At 37.5% G+C, this 22,895-nt stretch carries 24 protein-coding genes; 6 read left to right on the top strand and 18 right to left on the bottom strand.

The window, feature by feature from the left end; all coding sequences use genetic code 11:
• Nucleotides 1-45: 45 nt before the first annotated feature.
• From J7E57_RS04355 to recJ, 10 genes are all read right to left on the bottom strand, one after another.
• On the bottom strand, nt 46-534 hold the full coding sequence (locus tag J7E57_RS04355) for a CCC motif membrane protein (RefSeq protein WP_215125368.1): 489 nt from the start codon (nt 532-534) through the stop codon (nt 46-48).
• 8 nt (nt 535-542) lie between these two features.
• Complete coding sequence (locus J7E57_RS04350; protein WP_215125367.1) at nt 543-863, bottom strand: DUF2752 domain-containing protein; 321 nt, start codon at nt 861-863, stop codon at nt 543-545.
• A complete protein-coding gene (locus J7E57_RS04345) occupies nt 844-1,278 on the bottom strand; it encodes a YkvA family protein (protein ID WP_215125366.1) in 435 nt (144 codons plus the stop codon). Before J7E57_RS04345 ends, J7E57_RS04350 begins: the two co-directional genes overlap by 20 nt.
• Nucleotides 1,279-1,296: 18 nt before the next feature.
• A complete protein-coding gene (locus J7E57_RS04340) occupies nt 1,297-2,181 on the bottom strand; it encodes a YARHG domain-containing protein (RefSeq protein ID WP_215125365.1) in 885 nt (294 codons plus the stop codon).
• Between the two features lie 17 nt (nt 2,182-2,198).
• A complete protein-coding gene (locus J7E57_RS04335) occupies nt 2,199-2,825 on the bottom strand; it encodes a DUF2306 domain-containing protein (RefSeq protein WP_251029794.1) in 627 nt (208 codons plus the stop codon).
• Nucleotides 2,826-2,935: 110 nt separating this feature from the next.
• Nucleotides 2,936-3,307 (bottom strand): putative toxin-antitoxin system toxin component, PIN family, encoded by a 372-nt coding sequence (locus J7E57_RS04330; protein WP_215125364.1) that lies wholly within the window; start codon nt 3,305-3,307, stop codon nt 2,936-2,938.
• A gap of 5 nt (nt 3,308-3,312) precedes the next feature.
• Complete coding sequence (locus J7E57_RS04325; RefSeq protein WP_215125363.1) at nt 3,313-3,537, bottom strand: hypothetical protein; 225 nt, start codon at nt 3,535-3,537, stop codon at nt 3,313-3,315.
• 32 nt (nt 3,538-3,569) lie between these two features.
• Nucleotides 3,570-5,087 carry a GH3 auxin-responsive promoter family protein gene (locus tag J7E57_RS04320; RefSeq protein ID WP_215125362.1) on the bottom strand — a complete coding sequence of 506 codons (1,518 nt, stop codon included), beginning with the start codon at nt 5,085-5,087 and terminating at the stop codon, nt 3,570-3,572.
• A 158-nt stretch (nt 5,088-5,245) separates the two neighbouring features.
• Complete coding sequence (lptB, locus tag J7E57_RS04315) at nt 5,246-5,986, bottom strand: LPS export ABC transporter ATP-binding protein (RefSeq protein ID WP_057931148.1); 741 nt, start codon at nt 5,984-5,986, stop codon at nt 5,246-5,248.
• Nucleotides 5,987-6,068: 82 nt separating this feature from the next.
• Nucleotides 6,069-7,769, bottom strand: a complete 1,701-nt coding sequence (gene recJ / locus J7E57_RS04310) for a single-stranded-DNA-specific exonuclease RecJ (RefSeq protein ID WP_215125361.1) — start codon at nt 7,767-7,769, stop codon at nt 6,069-6,071.
• Nucleotides 7,770-7,855: 86 nt separating this feature from the next.
• On the opposite strand from recJ, the gene J7E57_RS04305 reads away from it, so the two are divergent.
• Complete coding sequence (locus tag J7E57_RS04305) at nt 7,856-8,323, top strand: hypothetical protein (RefSeq protein WP_215125360.1); 468 nt, start codon at nt 7,856-7,858, stop codon at nt 8,321-8,323.
• Nucleotides 8,324-8,349: 26 nt separating this feature from the next.
• On the opposite strand, the gene J7E57_RS04300 is transcribed toward J7E57_RS04305, so the two are convergent.
• Complete coding sequence (locus J7E57_RS04300; protein WP_215125359.1) at nt 8,350-9,675, bottom strand: sulfatase-like hydrolase/transferase; 1,326 nt, start codon at nt 9,673-9,675, stop codon at nt 8,350-8,352.
• 112 nt (nt 9,676-9,787) lie between these two features.
• Between J7E57_RS04300 and J7E57_RS04295 the strand changes: the two genes are divergently transcribed.
• The gene (locus J7E57_RS04295) at nt 9,788-10,555 is read left to right on the top strand and encodes an MBL fold metallo-hydrolase (RefSeq protein WP_215125358.1); all 768 of its coding nucleotides are present in this window, start codon (nt 9,788-9,790) and stop codon (nt 10,553-10,555) included.
• A 284-nt stretch (nt 10,556-10,839) separates the two neighbouring features.
• Here the strand turns inward: J7E57_RS04295 and J7E57_RS04290 are convergent, their stop codons facing one another.
• Nucleotides 10,840-11,427, bottom strand: a complete 588-nt coding sequence (locus J7E57_RS04290; protein WP_215125357.1) for a YceI family protein — start codon at nt 11,425-11,427, stop codon at nt 10,840-10,842.
• A 318-nt stretch (nt 11,428-11,745) separates the two neighbouring features.
• Between J7E57_RS04290 and J7E57_RS04285 the strand changes: the two genes are divergently transcribed.
• Both J7E57_RS04285 and J7E57_RS04280 read left to right on the top strand, forming a co-directional pair.
• A complete protein-coding gene (locus tag J7E57_RS04285; protein WP_215125356.1) occupies nt 11,746-12,195 on the top strand; it encodes a hypothetical protein in 450 nt (149 codons plus the stop codon).
• Nucleotides 12,196-12,241: 46 nt separating this feature from the next.
• Nucleotides 12,242-12,559 (top strand): hypothetical protein, encoded by a 318-nt coding sequence (locus tag J7E57_RS04280; protein WP_215125355.1) that lies wholly within the window; start codon nt 12,242-12,244, stop codon nt 12,557-12,559.
• Nucleotides 12,560-13,062: 503 nt separating this feature from the next.
• Here J7E57_RS04280 and gcvP read toward each other — a convergent pair.
• Nucleotides 13,063-15,939, bottom strand: coding sequence for an aminomethyl-transferring glycine dehydrogenase (gene gcvP / locus J7E57_RS04275; RefSeq protein ID WP_215125354.1), 2,877 nt, complete (start codon nt 15,937-15,939; stop codon nt 13,063-13,065).
• 343 nt (nt 15,940-16,282) lie between these two features.
• On the opposite strand from gcvP, the gene J7E57_RS04270 reads away from it, so the two are divergent.
• Together J7E57_RS04270 and J7E57_RS04265 are read left to right on the top strand one after the other, a co-directional pair.
• Complete coding sequence (locus tag J7E57_RS04270) at nt 16,283-17,131, top strand: hypothetical protein (protein WP_215125353.1); 849 nt, start codon at nt 16,283-16,285, stop codon at nt 17,129-17,131.
• Between the two features lie 23 nt (nt 17,132-17,154).
• A complete protein-coding gene (locus J7E57_RS04265) occupies nt 17,155-17,472 on the top strand; it encodes a hypothetical protein (protein ID WP_215125352.1) in 318 nt (105 codons plus the stop codon).
• Here the strand turns inward: J7E57_RS04265 and J7E57_RS27430 are convergent.
• From J7E57_RS27430 to J7E57_RS04245, 5 genes are all read right to left on the bottom strand, one after another.
• Nucleotides 17,367-17,621 carry a TlpA family protein disulfide reductase gene (locus tag J7E57_RS27430; protein WP_410522678.1) on the bottom strand — a complete coding sequence of 85 codons (255 nt, stop codon included), beginning with the start codon at nt 17,619-17,621 and terminating at the stop codon, nt 17,367-17,369. The two genes, J7E57_RS04265 and J7E57_RS27430, sit on opposite strands and share 106 nt — an antisense overlap.
• Nucleotides 17,507-19,915: a hypothetical protein gene (locus J7E57_RS04260; protein WP_215125351.1), complete on the bottom strand. Its 2,409-nt coding sequence runs from the start codon at nt 19,913-19,915 to the stop codon at nt 17,507-17,509. The genes J7E57_RS27430 and J7E57_RS04260 overlap by 115 nt, the downstream gene beginning before the upstream one ends.
• A gap of 346 nt (nt 19,916-20,261) precedes the next feature.
• The gene (locus tag J7E57_RS04255; protein WP_116252710.1) at nt 20,262-20,825 is read right to left on the bottom strand and encodes a hypothetical protein; all 564 of its coding nucleotides are present in this window, start codon (nt 20,823-20,825) and stop codon (nt 20,262-20,264) included.
• Between the two features lie 359 nt (nt 20,826-21,184).
• Nucleotides 21,185-22,075 carry an EamA family transporter gene (locus tag J7E57_RS04250; protein ID WP_215125350.1) on the bottom strand — a complete coding sequence of 297 codons (891 nt, stop codon included), beginning with the start codon at nt 22,073-22,075 and terminating at the stop codon, nt 21,185-21,187.
• A 97-nt stretch (nt 22,076-22,172) separates the two neighbouring features.
• Nucleotides 22,173-22,889 carry a pyridoxine 5'-phosphate synthase gene (locus J7E57_RS04245; RefSeq protein ID WP_215125349.1) on the bottom strand — a complete coding sequence of 239 codons (717 nt, stop codon included), beginning with the start codon at nt 22,887-22,889 and terminating at the stop codon, nt 22,173-22,175.
• Nucleotides 22,890-22,895 lie beyond the last annotated feature (6 nt).

The following is a 22,895-nucleotide window of genomic DNA, read 5'->3' as shown; positions in this document are numbered from 1 at the left end:
ATGCACCATTCGATTTATATTTTTAAGGTAAAATTAAAATGGCCCTTATTCTAAACCTTTTAAGATTTCTTGCATTTTATGTGGATCACTTAACATCCCCATGCCAAATATTACAATAATGGCAACATAATAAAGCAATGATAAAATATTAAGAACCAAACCTATAATTGCGCAAATTCTTCCCGCATTTAAATTTTTAAAAGAACTTAAGCTATAAATAGCTGGGTTAACTGTGTACAAAGCCTTGTCTTTTTTACTTAAAACCAATGCAATGATTGCCGGAATCAGTCCCAAAATACCATAACAACAGCAAAATGCAATGGAAAGAATTCCTAATACAAGTACAATTGTTGAGTTTGGTAAACTTTGTTGACCAAAACCTCCTCCAAACTGTCCAAATGGCGGCGGTTGCTGAAATGGAGGTGGGGTTACCGGACCATTACCTAACGGTTCAAATGGTGCAGGTTCTGGGTTTTTATCTTTTGAAAGATCAATCGGTTTATTTTCTTGAGGGGTTTCCTGTTCTTCTGACATAGCTATATTTAGATCAATTGGTGAGTGTATATTTTGTAAATGTAATTGATTAAAATAATTACTGCAACACTTGCAAAAACGATTTTGATCAGCTGTGCCCCAAACTTAAAATCGACCTTAAGGTGAACAATGGTAAATACTACGACAAAAATGAGTGGAATTGTTGCGGGATAAAACTTAAATGATGCGATTAAATCGCCCCTAAATAAAGCCAAAACCGAACGCTGAAAGCCACAGCCTGGGCAATCGAATCCAAAATGGGCTCTAAACGGACAAGTAAAAAGATGCTTGCCTATCCAATCAAGAAAACTATGTTGCGGTTGAGCCATTTATATCGTCAATGAATTTGATCTGTGCATCTTTCCATATTTTGTACTTCTCCAGATCTTTAAGCACTTGCCTATACACCAGATTTAAGATATAGATATCATCAACAAAACCTAAAACCGGCACAAAATCAGGGATCACATCTACAGGAGACAAAAAGTAAACCAAGCCTCCCAAAATAGCAATAATCGACCTTTTCGGAATTTCGGTATAATCGCCGTTCACATAATCTTTAGATACGGCAAACAACAACACAAGTTTCGACCAAACACCTTCCAGATCACCTTTATTGCTTACTGCCTTTCCCAATGCATCTTTAATCGTATTGCTGGCTTTGGCCTTATCACTTAAGATCACCGAAGCTTTACTTTGCGATTTTTTAAAGAAACCCAGAATTTTTTCCCTGTTCAATTTCATAGTTAACGATATTACAAATTAACGGCCAAAAGCATCATAATTGTCTTCGGCATATTTGGTAAAGCGATCTAATAGTTTAATGTTTTTGTTCTCGATAGCCGTTAAATCGTTATCAACATTGTTTTTAACAGGCACATACCATTCTACAGGATCGAAAAAGTTTCTGAAAGTTTGTTTTTTAAACGCATAACCATGTCTGGCGAAAATCGTGTTTTTGATAATCTGCAGATCAAGCTTCCTTAAATTCTTTACATCTTCTTCTTTAAGCGTAGTAGTTGAAGCATTTAATTTAAAAATCTGTTCGGATGCGCTTCTGTAAAAAGTATTGGCTCCTAACGAATCTATACTTCCATCTTCAAGGGTATCTAACCTCTCTACCATTTTGTGATCGCTCCAATCTACATATTCCATTTCGGTTGGCAACATACGGCTGGCATTGTATTCAAATGCTTTTTTTAACAACTTAAATTCTTTTCCTGGCCATTTCAGGTCCTTTTTATAAGCGTTCCATTTACCAATTAAGGTGTCGCCAACAAGGGTAATTTCGAATTTCCCATCGTATTTATCAGTACCAGGTTCATCCAGAACGAAGGTAATTGTACCACCATCTTCTGATATTTTACCCAATAGTGGGCGGCTGTTGCCAGAAACCACGCTTTGTGCAATCACCGTATCTTTAGTTATTTTTTTTATGTTGATATTCAGTTTTTTGACAGCATCAGACATATCTCCTTCATATTCCAACTCATCTGTTGTATAAAAATCGCCAACCCAAAAACCATAAAGTTCCTTATGAATTTCTTGCTGCGCAATGCCTGTTGCTTTTTCCTTTGGTATTTTTTTGGTATTTCTGCATGATAGCATCAAAAAGGGAATCAGAGCGAATAATAAGATTTTTTTCATCGGTATATATGTTAAGGTCAAATAAATTTCTTTTTGATCAGCCATTCAGCGATTAATAAATTGGGTATCCAGCCTAACCAGGCGATAATCTGATAAACATCCATTGGTGCCGGGTGAAATAAATATACCAAAATAACTTTCCATAGTCTTAAAGTTATCGCAGAGGTTGCCAAAGCAAAACTACGGTACATAAACTTTTTATGGGCTATTATTTCTCTTTTTAAAATAAGCAGAATCGCCTTTAGGGTAAACCAAAACCACAAAACGCCTAAAATAATAAATGAGGTTTTAGCCGTTAATCCCCCATTTGCAAACCAACCAATAAAAATACCAGACGGCGCCGCGAGTAACAATACGAAGCCTGCATACAAGTAGCCCAACCATTTATGTATTTTAGGATATTTAGCTAAAATTTTAGGATTAAACTGTGTAAAACCAGCCAGTAGTACAAATATGGCACTATAGACGTGGATGTAAAATATGGGAAGATACACTTTGATCCCTGAAACTTCAGTCTGTTTAATCTGCAGAAAAGACACTTCACTATTCAGTGGGATATACCGTAAGGTAATCTGTGCCATTAACATGAAGAAATAGGCAAAAAACAATAGCCAGGCCACACGTTTATAGCTAAAGCTTTTCATCTATTTTGTTAAACAGTAATAACTCATGATCCTAAGCGTAAAAAAGATGAGGATGTTTTTCATTATTGAGCAGCGCTATTCTTCGATTGTTGATAGAAATTCATCGATTGTTAGAATATAACTTTAGGAAATTCTATTTGTTTTAATATCTTAAAATGATGGTCATTTGTTATAATGTAATCAGCATTACTACAGACATAGGCATCTACATACTTATTATCATCTAAATCAGATAAAATCAGTTTCCACTCAAAATATATGTCAACTTTTTCTACATTTTTAAGATTTAGCAACAACTCAGCGATATTACTTGCTACAAGAAAATTTGTTTTTTGTTCTAAAATTTCAACGTATTCTGAAAGAATGTCGTTACTAATTACCGTGTGAAAATATCCATTAATTAGAGCATCAAAAATCGTCCTATATTTTGATTTTTTAGGAATTGAAACAAGAAGTACATTAATATCTAGTACAACTTTCATTAATGTTATTTTTTTCTTAGATGTTCATTCTTCCAAGATTCAATTGTATTTTCATCCCAATTTTTCTCATCCCAGAGTTTATCCATTTCATCAGATGCCGATTTTGCGAAATATTTGGTTAACATTTCTTTAATATCATTCAATTGATTATCGGGTAAATTATATTGAAATAATTTTAATAGCTCTAGCTGAACATTTGTCAATTTCCATGTCGCTTCCATATTTTTCATTGTGAACTAAAACAAATATAATCAATAATATGTTAAGACGATTTCATCATCTCCAAAATATCATCAACATATTTTCGTTCATTGGCTAAACGCGGTACTTTATGTTGCCCACCGAGTTTATCTTTTGCTTTTAACCAATTATAGAAAGTATTTTCGGGGGCATTATGCACTTTCGGGCGGGCTAAAGCCATATCCTTAAAACGTTTGGCATCATAGTCGGAATTCACCGCACGTAATGTGCTGTCCATAATATCTACAAACTTTTCAAAATCGTTAGGCTGTTTGTCGAATTCTATAATCCACTCGTGTCCGCCTGCTTTTTCATCTTTAAAATAAATTGGTCCGGCGGTATAATCTTTAATTTCGGCACCGGTTTCCTGGCAAGCTTTGGTTAAGGCCTGTTCTGCATTGTCGATAATCACTTCTTCGCCAAAGGCATTGATGAAATGTTTGGTACGTCCGGTAATTTTAATGCGGTAAGGGGAAAGTGAGGTAAATTGAACGGTATCGCCGATCATATAACGCCATAGGCCACCATTTGTAGAAATTACGATGGCGTAATTTTTATGCAGCTCTACTTCACCCAGCATCAATGCCTTTGGATTTTCTTCACAGATATTCTCCATCGCCACAAACTCATAAAAGATACCATAATCCAGCATCAGCAACATTTCTTCTGAGTTATCCTGGTCCTGAATCCCGAAAAATCCTTCGGAGGCATTATAAGTTTCCAGATAATACATTTCATTGGATGGAATAAGCTGTTTAAACTGTTCGCGATACGGGGCAAAGTTTACCGCACCATGGATATACAACTCGAGGTTTGGCCAAACTTCCAGCAAATTCTGCTTCCCCGTAAGTTCGAGCACCTTTTTGGCCAATACGATGGTCCATGTTGGCACACCCGAAATACTGGTTACATTTTCGTTGATGGTGGCTTCGGCCATTCTATCCATCTTAATTTCGTAATTATCCATCAATGCGATAGACATATCAGGCGTACGGTAATATTCGGCCCAGATTGGCAGGTTTTTGATCAGCACGGCAGATAAATCGCCATAAAAACAATCTTCGTTTAACTGATTAACCTGATGGCTTCCACCTAAAACCAAACCTTTCCCGGTAAACATCTGGTTATCGGGACGGTTATTGCAATAGATAGAGAGCATATCCTTTCCTCCTTTAAAGTGGCATTCTTCCAGTGATTCTGGAGAAACAGGAATAAACTTACTCCTATCACTTGTGGTACCCGATGATTTTGCAAACCACTTGATATCTGATGGCCAGAGAATATTTTGTTCTCCATTAAGCATGCGCTCAATATAAGGTTTTAAGGTATCATAGTTTTGGATCGGAACACGTTCCTGATATTGTTGTGGAGTTAAGATTGATTTATAATCGTAAAGTTTGCCCCATTCGGTATTTTCGGCACTATCAATCAAGTTATGAAACCACTCTTCCTGAACATCGTACGGATATTTCATAAAAAGCTCGATCTGGTGGATCCGCTTTTTCATTAACCAGGTAAAAATTGAATTTACAAATGCCATATTAAAAAATAAACAGCTGATTTTTACCACAGATGTTGACAGATAAACACAGATACTGTTGTTTTTGTTGCAACAATAATCCGATCTTTTTACCTGAAATAATTTTAGCTGTGTTTATCATTTTCATTCCCGAAATCCGGAATAAGAATTGGTTAATATTAAACATCAAATTTCTTACGTTTCAGCACAAAGTTCGATCCAAGATAAACTTTTCTTACCATCTCGTTCTCAGCCAACACCTCTGGAACACCCTGTTCTAAAATTTTACCTTCAAAAAGCAGATATGCCCTATCGGTAATAGACAGTGTTTCCTGCACGTTGTGATCGGTAATTAAAATGCCGATGTTTTTATGTTTCAGTTTAGCAACAATACTTTGGATTTCTTCTACCGCAATTGGGTCTACCCCTGCAAAGGGTTCATCCAATAAGATAAAATTAGGGTTAGCGGCTAAAGCACGTGCAATTTCGGTACGCCGGCGTTCACCTCCTGATAATAAATCGCCACGGTTTTTACGCACTTTATGTAAACTAAACTCGTTGATTAGTTCTTCGAGTTTATCACGCTGTTCTTCCTTGGTCAATTTGCTCATCTCCAAAATGGCCAGGATATTATCTTCTACGGTAAGTTTTCTAAAAACAGATGCTTCCTGGGCTAAATAACCGATTCCTTTTTGCGCCCTTCGGTACATCGGATCTTCGGTAATATCTTCTTCTTCTAAGAAGATACGGCCCTCATTTGGTTTGATCAAACCTACGATCATGTAAAAGGAAGTTGTTTTCCCGGCACCGTTCGGGCCTAAAAGACCAACAATTTCCCCTTGACTTACATTAAAAGAAACATTGTTTACAACAGTACGCTGTTTATATTTTTTAACCAGATTTTCGGCTCTTAATATCATATATTGATCGATATTCTTAGGCTGTCACATTGAGCTCGTCGAAATGTCCTTCGACAGGCTCAGGATGACACCTTAGAAATATTTAATTAACTTTTATTCCTTTAATATTTAATTGCAGACGTTTCTTATCACGCCACACGTTTTCCTCTAACGTATAACAAACCGAAAACGGTACCTTTGGTTGTAAAAGATTTTGAAATTCTGCCAACCCAAATGCAATGCCTTCAAAAATAGGCGAATTTTGTTGTTTTATGTTAATTTTTAAATGATTTACGCCAACAGCCATGGCTTGCTGTGCAAGATATACATTATGGGTAACAAATATAGGCGCCATATTTTCTGGCCCGAAGGGGCCCATCTGCGATAAAACACGATAGAATTTACCATCTATCTGCGCCAGCTCGATTTCAGCGTCAATCCTGATCATCGGCGTAAGCAACTCATCTGTAATACTGGCCGATACAATTTCTTCGAATTTATCTGCAAAGGCATCTACATTATGCTGTTGCATGGTTAAGCCTGCGGCAAATTTATGGCCGCCATATTGATCCAGTAAATCGGCACAACCGCTTAAAGCTTCGTACAGATCGAAACCAATTACCGATCGGCAAGAACCTGCTACATGTCCGTTGGATTTTGTTAATACGATTGTTGGGCGATAATATTTTTCAGTTAAACGTGAAGCTACGATTCCGATTACCCCTTTATGCCAGTTTTCGTTAAATACAACGGTTGTTTTTTTGTTGATCAGGATATCGCTTTCGCCAATTAAAGCCAGAGCCTCGCGGGTAATGTCCTGATCGTAGGTTTTACGCTCAGTATTTTTAAGATTAATCAGTTCACTCTGCTCTAATGCGTTTCCATCTACCTGGCAAAGCAACATGGCAACTGCATGTTTAGCATGGTCTATCCTTCCAGCGGCATTAATCCGCGGACCTAAGGTAAAAACCACATCGGTAATGCTATAGTTTTCGGTTTTGCCCGAAACTTCCATCAGGGCACGTAAACCTTCACATGGATTGGAATTCAATTTTTTTAAGCCGTAATAGGCTAAAATTCTATTTTCGCCAACTACAGGAACAATATCGGCGGCAATGCTTACCATTACCAGATCTAAATATTGCAGATAAGTTTCTTTAGGGAGCTGATGCTTTTGCGCATATGCCTGTGCAAGTTTAAAGCCTATACCGCAACCGGCAAGTTCTTTAAAAGGGTATGCGCAATCAGCACGTTTAGGATCTAAAACGGCAATAGCCTGAGGTAGTTCATCTCCAGGTAAATGGTGATCGCAGATAATGAAATCGACACCTAAATTGTTGGCATAATCAATTTTATCGAGAGATTTTATTCCACAATCTAAGGCGATAATTAAAGAGAACCCATTTTCATTGGCATAATCAATCCCTGTGGTAGAAATGCCGTACCCTTCCAGATAGCGATCGGGAATATAATATTCGATGTTTTTAGTGAGCTGCGAAAAGAAACTGAAGGCCAGTGCAACCGAAGTTGTACCGTCTACATCATAATCGCCATAGATCATTATTTTTTCGTGATTGGACAATGCAGTTTCGATGCGGGCGATAGCTACATCCATATCCTTCATTAAAAAAGGATCATGAAGATGCTCCAGATCTGGCCTGAAGAAATCTTTGGCCTGATCGAAATCACAAATATTCCGTTGTACGAGTATCTGTGCAAGTGAGCGATCTATATTAAGTTGTTCTGCTATTTTTGTTATCGCAGCATCATTGCAATCTGATGCCAGTACCCATCTTTTTTCCATTTATTCTGTCTCCGAACAGTAAATATACATTTTTAATTAATTACCCACTATCTTGTATATTATTATGAAACTTAACAGTCTTTAAAATGGATGATTATATTTTTGAAATTAATTATAATGATCAGTTACTAACGGTCAAAGCTGAGCCACATAAAAATTCTGTCTCATATAGTATTTCAATTAATGGCAGTTATTATGGCATTATCACTCAGGAAGGCACGGAGTATGGCGATTGGATAACAAATGATGAAATCCTTATGCCTTTTTTTGAAATTATTGTCCAAGAAATTGTAGAAATGGAATTAATCTCTGTTTTCCCTATGAGATTCTATTCCTACTGGGATGAAATAATTAAAGAAATGGAACAAATTGATCTCTATACATTTTATATAATGCTTAAGGATGACGTCATTTTAAAGGACTTTTATGAATTGTTAAATGAGAAAATTAATAAAGACCTTGAATTCCCATTCGTACAATTTAAATCAAAAGTCACTTTATATATTACTCACGAACAAAAATCAAAAGTAGAAACCTTCGAGATTAATAAATAACTAATGATTCATTAAGCTTATCTCCATTACTTTGAATTTCCGGGATAGGCCTCGTAGAGCTTCATCAAATGGGCTTTCTGATCGGCATACTTAGCATCATCAATTAAATTCACACGTTCTGCCGGATCCCAAGATAAATTGTACAGCTCGGCAAGTTCTTTATTGTCTTTTTTGGTAATCCTCAGTTTCCAGTCACCATCTTTTACGCCTTCTAAAACGTAATTGTGGTAATAGATTGGGCGATGAGGCTTATTGTAATTTTTGGTGGTAAGCAAAGCTGAAACTGATTCTCCATCGTAAACTTTTTGAGGTAATTTGCTTTTGGTCCATTCTGCCAGTGTAGGAAGAACATCCAGATTTGAAATGGGCTTGGTTAACTGGATATTGTTAAGCGTATGACCTTTCCAGTACACAATAAAAGGAACGCGGTGGCCGCCTTCATAAGAAATACCTTTCGATCCCCTAAAAACTCCAGCTGAGCCCACATGGTAAAATTTGGTATAATCATCCTCGTACATGCGCTGTGGCGCATTAATCCACGGACCGTTATCGCTTGTGAAGATAAAAATGGTATTATCTGCCTGTCCTGAAGCGACAAGCTGCTTCCAGATAGCAGCTAAACCGGCGTCCATATCTTCGATCACATCGCCAAGTTCGCCACCGGCAGAAGGTGTTTTTCTACTTTTTTGTGCCGCAAAAGCAACAGGCAAATGTGGCATATTTTGCGCCAGGTAGAGAAAAAATGGTTTCTTAGCTGTAGCACTTTGTTTAATGAATTTGATCGATTCGCGGGTGTAAGAACTCGTTAAAATACTATCGTGCGGTTTATAGATTTCTGGTTTGGCATTTCTAAAAATCTTGATCGTCGTATCAGTTTTAACATAAGGCGCTCTATAATCGTGGCTGTATAAAAGGCCATAAAACTCATCAAATCCCTTTTTGTTTGGCAGCGAAACACCATGATCGCCCAAATGCCATTTACCGACCAAAGCGGTAGCATAGCCTGATTGTTTAAGCATCTGTGCAATAGTAATTTCATCTTCAGGCATGCCACGTTTATCGCCCGGACCTATTGGCCAAGGCAAATCCATCCTGCTACAGTATCTTCCGGTGAGCAAAGATGCCCTTGATGGCGTACAGGTTGGTGAGGTGGTTACGAAGTTTGTAGCTTTTATTCCTCTCATAGCCATTCCATCCAAAAATGGTGTTTTGATCAGCGGACTTCCATAACAAGATATGTCAGCATAACCCATATCATCAGCCAATACAATAATTACGTTTGGTTTTTGCTGTGCTTTTAATTGTATCGAAAAACTGCAAGCCAGTAGAAAAATTAAGATTCGGAGATTCATGCCTGAAATTTAAGCATCATATTTTACAAAAAAAGGAAGTATCCAAGCTTTTACCAAAACAAATACTCAAGTTTAGATTGTTACCTTTGTAGAAACATTAAAGATCTACATTTTGCAAGTTCACACCCTATTCGAAGGCACCTATTCTGTTGATGCAACAAAGAAATTTGTTCCTTTCGACCCTGCCATACATCATTTTAAAGACAGACCCGCATCGCTATTCATTAACGTTCAGCCTTTTTTGGTTGAGCTGAAAAACGACCTTGTACTCTTTGATACGGGTTTAGGATTTAGTGATGACCATGGCGAACTGATTTTGCACAAAAATATTCGCAATGCAGGTTTCGATCCTACTGATGTGACCAAGGTGTTAATGTCGCACTTACACTATGACCACTCTGGGGGCATGATCCATAAACAAGGAGATGATAAAGTTGAACTAAGTTTCCCCGATGCTGAATATGTAATTAACCGAGGCGAATGGGAAACAGCATTTAGCAGCACTTCATCTTCTTACCATACCGATATTTTCGATTTTGTACAACGCAATGCACAATTAAAATTTGTAGAGGGCGATGGCGCATTGGATGAAACCATTTCTTACGAATTTACAGGTGCACACTGTCCCAACCACCAGGTTTTCCTTTTAACCGAAGGTAAACAAAAGATATTTTTTGGTGGCGATGTACTGCCTGAACCTGAAGAACTGGTTAAAAACTTTATTGCCAAATATGATTTCGATGGCCGTAAGGCAATGGAATTACGCAAGGAGTTTGGTAAAAGAGCAGCAGAAGAAAACTGGGAATGTTTGTTCTACCATGGCAAAAGCGCAGCAACTGGTTTTGTTGATGTTGTTGAAGGCGGATTTCGGATTAGGTAGGTTAGGGTTTAGGGTTTAGGGTTTAGGGTTTAGGGTTTAGGGTTTAGGGTAAAACAGATCCATTATGGATTTAGTACGAGTTGAAGTTAAAAAATCCGATTTATTATCTTGCTTAAATTGCGGTTGGCTAAAGCCGAACCACAATCAAATTCATCCTCACCTGATTTACTTACCAATCATTCATTGTTGCCAGCTTCAGCTGGCACATAACAAAAAAGGTCCCGATAAATATCGAGACCTTTTGCATTTCAAGTCCTCCCATTAAGGGGAGGGTTGAGTGAAGTTTATTTCTTAGCTACCAATTTAACAGCTAATTCAAAGTTATCATCAATTGCTTTGTCGCCAATGCTATCGAAGAATGATTTAGAACCGTATTTGATGTCATATTTAGTTCTATCAACAACGATTTTACCTGCTAAAGCCGAAGCTGTACCATCGGCATTAACCGTTACTGTTGCAGGGAAGCTTAATGGTTTAGTAATACCTTTGATGGTTAAATTACCTGATACCGTTACGTTTGCTCCTGAACCAGCAACTTTAGTAATTACGAAAGTTGAAGTTGGAAATTTAGTTGTACCGAAGAAATCGTCTGCTTTTAAGTGACCTTCTAATTTAGCACTTCCATCAACATCTTTAATTGAAGCCATATCAATTACAAATGTACCACCAGTTACACTTTTACCGTTAACGGCTAAGGTACCTGATTGTAAAGCTACAGTTCCGTTGTGAGAACCTGTTACTTTTTTACCAACCCAAGTAATGGTTGATTTTGCTGCATCTACAGTATAAGTTACTGGTTTAGTAGGGTTTTTAAAAGCTGACAATGCTACAACTGCCACTAATAAAAAAATTGAGCTAATTTTTAATTTCATTTTCTGGTTTTTTATAATTTGATACAAATATAGATTAACTCCCGATTTACTGTTGTTGACCTATGTTAAGTTTTTTCAAAAATAATCGGATTTATTTAAAATCATTCTATTGACTGCAGAAATATAGCAATGGTTTAATTTGTTTACTTTTTAATGTGAATATAGAAAGGTAGAAGGCGGAAGGTTTAAGGTAGAGGGTTTCCTTCGCATCGCCTAAAAAATGCAAATATTTACTACATACCTATCATGCTTAATTTTATCCTATACTGTTCATAGAAAAAATAATCTTCTATATTTAGAAAATAATATTAAATGCTCATGAAAAATAAAATTTACGCTTCATTATATTTATTCAGCTTATTACTTATTGCAAGCAGTTGTAATTTCAACAGCACTTATTTAAACCGCGAGGAAGATAAAAAAGATGCGGAGAAAGTAGCGGATCAGTTTTATACGTTGGTTGAGAAAAATGATTTGAAAAATCTAAGCCCTCTTCTCAGCAATCAATTTAAAGCTGTAACCAACGCACAAAAATTAAATGATTATTTAACTGGAACTGCTAACAAGCTGGGTGAGATAAAAAGCAAAAAATTAGATCACTGGGAATCGAAAGTAATCAGAGGCTCAAATCCATCTGCAAATTATGTACTATATTATGTTGTTGAAAGGGCAAAATTTCAAGCAAAGGAAACAGTTACTTTAACTGCAGAAAACGACCAAATTAAAATTTTAGGATACAATGTAAATTCCGAAGGTTTATTAAAATAAGAAGAATCCTTGATCTATAAAAGGCATTGAAATCGGCAACTAAATCATGGCAAAGAAAAATTTACCCGATAATTTAAAAAATGGCATTGAAGCACTTTCGGCCAGTTCGATGGATGATGTGAAAGTACATTTTAATTCGGATAAACCTGCACAATTAAATGCTTTGACCTATGCTAAAAGCACGGATATTCATTTAGCTGCCGACCAAGAAAAGCATTTACCGCATGAGGCATGGCATGCGGTGGTGCAAAAACAAGGTCGGGTTAAACCAACAACACAATTAAGTCCAGATATAACAATTAACGACGATGCTGGCTTAGAAAAAGAAGCCGATGAAATGGGATCAAAAGCAGCTGATCTTTAAATTATAAATAAGGCATCCGCTTTTTATATTACTGCGTTTGGCTTTTACAATAACGCACCTTATTTTTATAATAACGCACCCGCGATTTACATTAACCCACCCGTGATTTATATTAACTTACCCGCGATTTATATTATTGCACCCGCTAAGTTAAATACCGCTCGCTCTGAATTGGTTTCCCATCCAGCCCCCTCCTTTATAAACCTGACAGTAGCGAAAATCCTTTTTGTTTTGCCTCCGTCTTTAAAGATTGCCGCGTCGTTCCTCCTCACAATGACGATAATGGGGAATCCACAAAACAAAAAGATTGAAGCGAATGGCAGGACTGCACTCCCCTATGAAAACCTAACATTCATTTCCAAAAAAAATCTGCAAGTTTTATGAAATGAATCCATAAAACTTGCAGATGATTTATCTAAATAGATTGCTTCGTCGTACCTCCTCGCAATGACGATTGGGAGTAATTAAGGCGATGGAAAGGAAAACCTTAAACCCTCTACCTTCTAAGGAACGATCTCTTCTAAGTAACTCTCAATCGGCGGACAAGCACAGATTAATGCCCTATCACCATGACTATCGTTAACACGACCAACTGAAGGCCAGAACTTGCGTTCTAACACATAAGGAAGTGGGAACGCAGCTGTTTGACGGCTGTAAGCATGGTCCCATTCGTTAGCGGTAATTACCGAAACCGTATGAGGCGCATTTTTTAATGGGTTATCAACTTTATCTAAAGTGCCGTTTTCTACAGCGGTAATTTCGTTTTTAATCGCGATTAGGGCGTCACAGAAACGGTCTAACTCATGTTTAGGCTCCGATTCGGTAGGCTCAACCATTAAAGTTCCTGCAACCGGGAAAGAAACCGTTGGTGCATGGAAACCGTAATCCATTAAACGTTTTGCAATATCAGTTACTTCGATTCCGAAAGCTTTGAACGAACGGCAATCTAAAATCATCTCGTGTGCACAACGACCCTGAGCACCTGAATAAAGTACGGGATAATGCTGCTCTAAACGCGCTTTCATATAGTTTGCGTTTAAAATGGCATATTTGGTAGCATTGGTTAATCCTTCAGCACCCATCATTGCGATATATGCATGAGAGATAATCAAAATCGAAGCCGAACCCCATGGCGCAGATGAAACTGCAGAAATTGATTTTCCTTTATCGATATCAACCACGGCATGACCTGGAAGATAAGGAACCAAGTGCTTTGCCACACCGATTGGGCCCATACCAGGACCACCACCACCGTGAGGGATACAGAAAGTTTTGTGCAAGTTTAAGTGACAAACATCGGCACCAATATTGGCCGGACTTGTTAATCCAACCTGTGCATTCATGTTTGCACCATCCATATAAACCTGTCCACCATTAGCATGGATGGTTTCGCAAATTTCGATAATGCTTTCTTCGAACACACCGTGAGTAGATGGATAAGTTACCATCAAACACGATAAGTTGTCTTTGTGTAATTCTGCTTTCGCTTTTAAATCTTCAACATCGATGTTACCGTTTTCTAAAGATTTAACCACAACAATTTTCATATCGGCCATTGCAGCAGAAGCAGGGTTTGTTCCATGTGCCGAAGCAGGAATTAACGCTACATTACGGTGGAAATCGCCTCTATCGTGGTGATAAGCGCGGATAACCATTAAACCCGCATATTCGCCCTGAGCACCAGCGTTTGGCTGTAAACTCATTGCGGCAAAACCGGTAATTTCACTTAACCATTTATCCAGTTCATTAAAAACCGAATAGTAACCCAATACTTGATCTGCAGGTGCAAATGGGTGGATGCGACCAAAGTGAGACCAGGTAACCGGAATCATCTCTGCCGTAGCATTTAATTTCATGGTACAGCTACCCAAAGCAATCATCGAGTGGCAAAGCGATAAATCTTTTGCTTCTAATGATTTGATATAACGCAACATTTCATGCTCTGAGTGATGTGCGTTAAAGATTGGGTGTGTTAAATAAGCTGAGGTACGTTGTAATGAAGCAGGGATAACCGTTTCTACATTTTCTACCACTTCAACCTGATCGGCAGCAATAGCTTTAACTTTAGCAAAGATTTTAGCAATTAGAGCTACATCTTCGAAAGTGCTGGTTTCGTCGAACGAAATAGTTGCAACGTTACCAACATAATTTAAGTTGATTTCGTTATCGATACATCCTGAATGGATACCGCCCTTTAAATCGCCTAAATCGAAACGGATCGTATCGAAATAAGCAGAATTCAACTGCTCGAAACCTAAACCTTTTAAAGTAGATGCTAAGCTGATGGCCAAACCGTGTGTACGTTCTGCAATAGCTTTTAATCCTTTCGGACCATGGTAAGCGGCATAAAAACCAGCCATAATAGCCAATAGCGCCTGTGCGGTACAGATGTTTGATGTTGCTTTATCTCTACGGATGTGCTGCTCGCGGGTTTGCAAAGCCATACGCAAAGCATAATCGCCATGACTATCAATGGTTACACCTATAATACGACCTGGGATGTTACGTTTATATTCTTCTTTAGTTGCGAAAAATGCAGCGTGTGGCCCACCAAAACCCATTGGTACACCTAAACGTTGTGTAGTACCTACTACAACATCGGCTCCCCACTCGCCCGGAGGCGTTAATAAGGTTAAGCTTAAAATATCGGCAACTACCGTTAATTTAATATTTTGATTGTGCAATGCCGATGCAAAATCTTTATAGTCGAAAACTTCACCGTTTCCTGCCGGATACTGAACAATTGCACCAAAGAAATCTTCAGCGGCTACGAAATCTAAATGACTTCCGATCACCAGTTCAATACCGTAAGGATTAGCACGTGTTTTTAAAATATCGATCGTTTGAGGGAAAAGCAATTCCGAAACGAAGAACTTTTTAGCCGCCTGATTTTTACGCAAGCTATATTGCATAAACATCGCTTCAGCAGCAGCAGTACCTTCATCCAATAAAGATGCATTGGCAATTTCCATTCCGGTTAAATCAATAACCATCGTTTGGAAATTTAACAAAGCCTGCAAACGGCCCTGTGCAATTTCTGCCTGATATGGTGTATATTGTGTGTACCATCCTGGGTTTTCGAATACGTTACGTAAAATTACACCCGGGGTAATGGTATCATAATAACCCTGTCCGATAAAGCTTTTGAAAACTTTATTCAACAATGAAGTTTGTTTTAAAGCACCAAGATATTCAGTTTCTGATTTTGCTGCAGGCAAATTTAATGGCTGTTTTAGCCTAATTGCCGTCGGAACAGTTTGTTCAATCAGCTCATCAATAGAATTTACGCCAACAGCTTGCAACATTTCGGCTGTATCTGCCTCATTTGGTGCAATATGACGATTTTGAAAATCTTCCTTGTAATGGATATTTAAGCTCATGCGGTATGAATAATAAATTTGCGTGCAAAGGTAGCAAAAACGAAGCTGTATTTTGCTATATATCAGTGTAAAAAAGGTGTATTATTTGCCGTTAAAAGCGACAAAATAGGTAGAGTTTATACACAAGCAAGAAGACAAACGTTTGTTCATTTTTATTTGATTAACTCATTATTAGGAAAGCAATGGCAGTTCCCAAATTTAAGTTTGTTGCCATAGTTAACATCAATCTTTTTGCATCCTGTTGAACCGAATAAATAAGCAGCTGCAACGTAAAATATCAGCTACCAAAGGAAAGGAAAAAAGCATTTTCGTAAATTTGAAACCTACTTACCTGTGTTCTTTTATGTCAACTTGCAAAAATAACGTCGCACTTTTAGTTCATGCCTGCGATAGTTATGAATTTCTATATAAAGGTTTTGATTACACTTTCTCAGAAAACTGGGATTTTAAAATCCCTTGCAATTATTATTTCGCTACAGAAATAAAAAGCGCTGATGTGAATGGCTTCACCAACATCAAATCGGGCAAAGGCGAATGGGCCGATCGCCTGGTAACGCTGTTAAGTAATATAAACGAAGAATATGTACTCTATTTCCAGGAAGATATGTGGTTAAGCAAACCTGTAAATCCTAAGTTCTTTACAGCACTGTTCGAACAGGCAATTGAAAACGGTTGGCAACAGGTTAAACTTCATAGTTCTGGTGTTTACAAAACTAAAGAAACCGCTAATTTTATTGAAGGATTTAATATTGCGGAGATCGATAATGAGGCATCAGATTATTTAATGTCGCACCAGATTACCCTTTGGAAAAAAGATTTTCTGCTTGCGCAACTCTATAAAAAAGAACATCCATGGAGGAATGAACGCAAAGGTACTAAGAGATTGAAAAAATTAAACCCACTTATTCTTCATGCCGATTACTTTGCAGAAAATGGCGCGGAGGAAAACAATAAAAATAAAAACCCGTCCGAACGAAGCGAGTACTATGCAGTTTCATTTAACAGTACCTTAAATTACAATGCCGTTCGGTTTATCGAGGTATTGAGGTCGGGTACTCAACCTCAAAAAGATTATGCTGTGGAACTGCTAAACCATTACGACAACAATTTAACGCATAGCGGTAAAGAAAGGCCTAAAAAAGAAGATCTTTTTAAGAAGCTTAAAACGTATCTATCGAAAAAGAATTCGTAATTAATTTTCACATATCATATAGTTTGAAAAGCAATGGCTGTGCTAAAATTCATTTTGTTCCCGCCATCCGCTACAATCTTTTTGAGATCCTACCAGCATATTCAAAGTTGCTGCAAACAAAAAGTATTTTCGCTGCTGTCGGGTTTAAAAACCAGGGACTACAAGAAACAGAGGTTGCTGGGCGCAAATGCCAATCAATACTTGCGGCCAACAAAAGTCAGCCGCAAGGAACGCGTTATTTGGTCAGTAAAGTATTTACGGCAGCCACAAGTTGTTCTTTATCACTTGGTCGCGGGGCTTTCATCGTGTTTACGTTTCCTTCTTTATCAATTAAAATATAGGTAGGAAAACTGTTTATCGAGAATCTGGTCTCAATCATATTTTGCTGCGTTTCTGGCAAGCGGTAATGCACAGCATTTTCACTAGACAGTTCATATTCTTTGATAATATTTTTCCAACCTTCTTCTGGAGAATTATTGGCGAAATACATAATACAACATCTTTTCCCTTTAAAGCTTCTTTAACCGGTTTTACAAAAGGCATTTCGCCTTTGCAGGGGGCACACCAAGTGCCCCAAAAATCAACATAAATTACTTTTCCTTTATAAGGTTTAATTAGTTCGGCAAAGAGGGAATCTGCATTTTTCGCATCTTTTAAATGATCGGTTCTCTTTAAACTTTCCTTGTATTCTACATCAACCTTGGATATGTTTTGATAAGCAAGCTGAAGCTTATTAATTTCATTTCGATAGAAATCATTTTTTAAGTTACCTATAGACCGCGCAAATACAGTATCTGGCATTGCAGTATGTTTACCTTCAAAATATTTATAAAAACCACGTACCATAACACCCTCTCTCAAATCTTCGTTTTCAATACTCTTTGCCACCCTTAATTCCTTATCAAAAACTTTAAAAGCCAATTTTTGACCTGCCCGGTCTATAATCTGTTCTTTATAAATCCTCCTTACACTATCTGCTAATTTTCGTTTTTCAGGAGAAAATCCCTTTAAAAGCCTTAGATATTTTAATGAATCTTTAGTTGACCCAATTTTATTCAATTCGATCTCAGCGAGCAGCGCCTTCTTTTCCTTACCTGATAAATTAATCTGTTTTAAATAAACCATTTCAGCAAGCACGTCGTCCCACTTAACAGAATTTCGTTCATTCGAGGCCAAATAAGCAAAGTAAACTCTTTTAAACGATGAAAAATCCCTAACCAGCGTAAAAGGTTTAGGCGGGTTGTTTTGATACAAACTATCACTAACAAAATTTATAAATGGTTCAGGGAATTTCTCTTGCTTTAGTGTAAATCTTTTCTGCATTAAATCAAACCCCATTTTATACTTATAACCCTCTGATACAAAATATTTAAAGCGGTTACTTGCATTTTGGTATTTTGCCAAGTGTTTATTCAGATATTCAATTGCTTTTTGATGTTCTTTCTTACTGATGGCTAAAAAAGATAACAAATCTGCATTTCTTCTGGCATTATAATCACTCTCTGTGGTTCCTAAGTAAGGGCCATAATACTTGTAGTTCAGCAATTCGTTATGAAAACCGGCATTATCGCCCATCGCACTCCTGATCTGGGTGTTGGAATCTTCATAATAAAAATAATGTTCTCCCGGTTCAATCACGTCAATAACTCCATTCCTCTCCCAGTCTAAAAAAACCTGAGTGGTATTTAATAGAGGAATTTTGACCGTAAAAAAACCATTGCTATCCAAATCGCCATAGTAACTAACCTGTTCATCTTTTAAATGATCGGTAAAACCAACTGAAAAAGGTTTATTACTTGTTGGGTTTCTTAAATAACCGGTAATGACTGCCGTGTCCACTCTGGCAAAATGGTTATCTTTAAATGCTGTTGCATCTTTTGTACTGTTGGCTTTAAATTCTTTTTTCAGCAGGTATACATTGCTTGCGCCTTGCTCATCGACCAATCGGGCAATGCTATCGTTTTTCGCTGTAAATTGAATATTTCTCTCCTTCCCATCTTTAAGAAGTGTAATCTTTAAACTTTTCCCATTTTTTTCGATGCTTTTATAGGGATAAACTTGTTTATTGTAGATCGCAAAGTCTTCAAAAAAACCATACTGCCATTCGTTGGTGTTATCGTTTATCCAATTACCCAAGAATTGGTATACCAAAGGGTTCTTAGCAATAGGGGCATAAATTTTCAATCCTTCGAGACTATTTACTTTTAAAGCTTTAACCAACTTATGCACATAAACCATTCTGCAGCTATCTTTATCTTTCAACAAAAACCGATCTTCTTTATCCATGTAGTTGCCGGCCCATACAATTTCCCATTCCTTGTTTTGATAAAGCATTTTATGCTTGGCAGTGATGTAAAAATCTGAATGTGATGGTGTATTCACCCATTTTCCAAAATAGTATGATGGGATTTCGTTTTTGTTATAAATTTTAATGTCAGGATCAGAAGCACTCCATGTACAATAAATCTCTTTTTCCCATTTATTAAACTTCAATAAGGCTTTACCTTCATTTGGCGTTTTAATTTCTAAGGTTAAAGAGGTTTTATCTCCTGTATTGAGCCACATTTTGTAGGTCCCATTGATATTTTTTAGACTGTCAACTTTATACATCCGATAATTGTACTCAACGTAATTATCATTAATTAAAGTCCCGTTCCAGTTGCCTACTTTTGTTGCCTTATAGCTCCAAAAGCCATGAAGATTTTTAGGCACTATAGGTTTTGCATTGACAGGTATTAAATAAAAAAAGAAAATGAGGGTGAGGAGGTGAGCTAGATTTTTCATGGTTATTATTTAGATTAGACTGATGAAGGTATCAAGTTTTTAATCTAAAAATTCTTAAAAAATGTTAAAAATCAGATAGTTCCATTTTTCAACCCAAAACAAACGTTTGTTCTATTTTTAATATCTTATCATTTGAAAAGCAATGGCTATGCTAAAATTCAAGTCTGTTCCCGCCATTCACTACAATCTTTTTGCTACTCCCTTGTCATGCTGAAGGTTGCTGCAAACAAAAAGGATTTTCGCTGCTGTCGGGTTTAAACACGCAAGGCAATACAAGAAACAAAGGTTGCAGAGTCCAATAGGCATTACGCCTTTATCTTTGGTCTTTCAGCTTTAGTCTTTCTCCTTATTTCTGCACTTTCCAGCCCTCATCTTTGCTCAACTTTAATTTATAGGTTTTGGTAATGAAGTTGCTGTTTTTGTTCGCGTCCTTATCAAAAGGTTCGAAATCAGTAGTGGTCATTTTAAGTGATACGGTAACCTTTGCCGTGCTTGAGTTTACCTGTGCAAAGTCGACTGGTTTTTCGTCTGATAAAACATATTCTACAACTTTTACCGTTGCCTTATTACCATCCTGTTTCAACACCAACGGACTTGCCTTATCGGTTAAAGTGATCTGGTAAACGTAACTGCTATCTTTCGATAAGAATTTTTTCTTAGCTTCCTTTAAGCTTAACGAAACCAGGCCTTTACTTGCCAAGGATTTGTATTTCCCAAGCTCGAACATATCGTTTGTGCTGTTGAATTTGATCTCCCCAAAATTAAACCTGGCGGTTTTATATTCGGGATTGGCTTTTAGATAATCGGTAATTACCTCAGCAGCCTCGTCTTGATTAATGGTGGTTTTGGTTTTACATGCGGTTAAACCGACGATGATAAAGGATAAAATATAAATAGTAAGTTTTTTCATGTGTATATGCGTTATGCTTTTTTAAAGATATTTAATTTTAGTTTAACCGCAAAGAACGCGAAGTTTATTAATCTTAGGCTTAACCACAAAGGCGCTAAGAACGCAAAGTTTGCATTCAAGGCACAACATTAAATTTCAAAAGCCCGGCTTGTGCCCTCTTTGCCTTCACTCTGCGTACTTTGTGGTAAAAACTAGATTATTTCTTTTTGATATAGAACCAATATAAACCACAGAGTGCACTAAGTTTTCACAGAGAAAACAGAGACTTCAGGCACCCTACATCCTTAATTGTTAAAAATAATAGCCCTGCTTTGTGCCCTCTTTGCCTTCACTCAGTGTACTTTGTGGTAAAAACGAGATTATTTCTTTTTTAGATATTCTAAATTTGGCAAAACCATCGCCGATAAAATTACCACAACGCCAACCCACCTTAAAAACGATACCTGCTCTTGTAACACAAAACCCGCCATCATTACGGCAACGGGCAATTCTGCGGCGCTTAATATCGAACTTATGGCTGTTCCAATTCTGGGTACGCCTTCTGCATAGAATAAAGGTGGAATAACCGTACCAAAAACTGAGATAATCAGTCCCCATTTCAATAAACTACCATTTAAAGCACCGTTAAATAAGAATGTTGGCGGAAAAATAATGAAGATTAATATACAGGCACCGGTAATCATCAAGGCACTTTTTTGCAATGGAGCATATTCATTTCCAATCCGGCCACTCAACAGCAAAAAGCCTGCATAAGAAATTGCAGCCAACAAACCGAAACCAATCCCTTTGAAATCCATGCTCTTGATACTTGTTTCAGCCATTCCGCTGGCCAAAACAGTTCCAGCTAAGACCAACAGGATTGCCAAGAGCTGTAAGCCTGTGGGCTTCTTTTTAAAGATGAGGTATTCCATTAAAATACTCATCCAGATAAACTGCATTAACAAAATGATGGCTACTGAATTTGGCACAAGTTTTACACATTGATAATAAAACACGCTCACTAATCCAGTACATGTTCCTGCCAGCACCATTTTCCACCAAGGGGTTTTAATGTTAATTGTTTTGGCTTTATAACCAGCGGTTCTGCTTTGAAAGAAAAATAGCACCCATAAAATTACGGCACCAAAGAAAGCCTGAGCTCCTGTAACATCACCCAGCGTATAACCTTCATGATAAGCCAGTTTAACAAAAGTAGAGAGGATACCAAAACTGCAGGCACCGAAAAAAACAAGGAGAATTCCTTTTAACATATTTATATTATCTAACCACAGAGAAAAAGAGTTTTTCACCGAGTACGCAGAGGCTCTGTTTCTCTGTGCACTTCTTAGTGTACTTTGTGGTTAAAAACTAAGCTAATTGTTGTAAATATTTCTGAATGGTGGTTTCCAAACCTAAATAAAGAGAATCACTAATGAGTGCATGACCGATTGAAACTTCTAATAAACCAGGGATGCTCTGCGCAAAATAATGTAGGTTGTGTAAGTCGAGATCATGCCCGGCATTAATTCCCAAGCCTAATTTGTTGGCATGATGTGCCGCAGCAATGTAACTCACTACTGCCTTTTCGCGGTCGGCAAAATAATTATGTGCATAAGCCTCAGTATATAATTCAATCCGGTCTGTTCCGGTTTCTACCGCTCCTTCAACCATCTCTACAACCGGATCTACAAAAATAGAAACACGGATGCCCTCCTTTTGGAAAACAGCAACCATTTCTTTCAGGTAGTCTTTATGTTTAACCGTATCCCAACCGTGGTTAGAGGTAATCTGACCTTCGGCATCAGGCACGAGCGTAACCTGAGCAGGTTTATTGGCCAAAACCAGATCAACAAATTTATCTTCTCTGCAATTTCCTTCAATATTAAATTCTGTCGCAATAACAGCCTTTAAATCGTAAACATCCTGGTAACGGATGTGGCGTTCATCAGGCCTTGGATGCACGGTAATTCCCTGCGCACCGAAACGTTCGCAATCTAATGCAACCTTAACCAGATCAGGATTATTACCTCCGCGACTGTTGCGAAGTGTAGCAATTTTATTGATATTAACCGATAACTTTGTCATGAAGCA

It is taken from the genome of Pedobacter sp. ISL-64 (assembly GCF_018613605.1).
Classification (GTDB): domain Bacteria; phylum Bacteroidota; class Bacteroidia; order Sphingobacteriales; family Sphingobacteriaceae; genus Pedobacter.
Note: the sequence above shows the minus strand (reverse complement) of the source record. Positions and strands in the feature narration are given on the sequence as shown.